The following is a 234-nucleotide window of genomic DNA, read 5'->3' on the forward strand; positions in this document are numbered from 1 at the left end:
GTATTGATTGAAACTCAGTAATTGTGTTGGAGAGTGAATGGAGCGACGAATCAAATCATGCAAAGATTCCAAATTTTCTTTTCTTTCTTCCTGTACCTCAAACGACTCTCTTGAATCAAAACATAATTCTATATCATCCGCGATATTTCCCATTCCTATTTCGCATACGATTTCATAGAATATCTTATCGCTTAGCAAGTTAACAACCGCTTGATAAATAAATACCCCTACATC

Annotated in this window: 1 protein-coding gene; it reads right to left on the bottom strand. The window is 35.0% G+C overall.

Features of this window, described 5'->3' with window-relative positions; translation table 11 throughout:
* The coding region (locus tag AC2FA3_RS15645; protein ID WP_490510402.1) for a hypothetical protein at positions 1-234 on the bottom strand (234 nt) is incomplete at both ends.

The organism is Janibacter sp. CoH_79_TC_3, from assembly GCF_058197955.1.